We start from the raw sequence: 530 nt of genomic DNA on the forward strand, positions 1-530 counted from the left end.
ATCGTCCGACCACTGACGCCGGCGCTCGACCCCGCTCAGAACCTCGACCCGCATCGACCTGATGACCTTTAGGCTAGGGTCTGTTAGGGCTTGGGTCGTTCAACTATCTGGGATGGATGACCCAGTCTGAAGCGATCGACTTTTCCAACGATGACGTGTGGGCGTTATGGGCTCCGCTGATGGAGGCTGTCCGGCCGAAGGGCAAGACGGCGCCTCAGGATCTGCGGCGCACCCTGTCGGCCATCGTGTGGCGCCATACCAACGGTGCGAAATGGCGGAGCGTGCCGCCCCATCTCGGTCCCTGGTGGCGGGCTGCACAACTGTCGATCCGCTGGTCCAAGCTCGGCGTGTGGCAGCGATTGCTGGAGCTGTGCCAGGAACGGGGCCTGTCACTCGGCTTGGTGTACCTCGATGGAACGGTCATCCGGGCTCACCAGAAGGCGTCAGGCGCGGAAAACGTATGGCCCGCCCCGTCGGCAAGTGGTTTCTCGGGTTCAGCTTGATCTGTCTGCACAAACGTATCCGGCCTT

The 530-nt window shown here is 62.6% G+C and carries 1 pseudogene; it reads left to right on the forward strand.

Going from position 1 to position 530, the window contains the following annotated elements:
• Positions 1-116: 116 nt before the first annotated feature.
• Positions 117-452 (forward strand): annotated as a pseudogene (locus D3273_RS27995) (transposase); the annotation flags it as partial.
• Positions 453-530 lie beyond the last annotated feature (78 nt).

Source organism: Lichenibacterium minor (assembly GCF_004137685.1).
In the GTDB taxonomy this organism is placed as follows: Bacteria; Pseudomonadota; Alphaproteobacteria; order Rhizobiales; family Beijerinckiaceae; genus Lichenihabitans; species Lichenihabitans minor.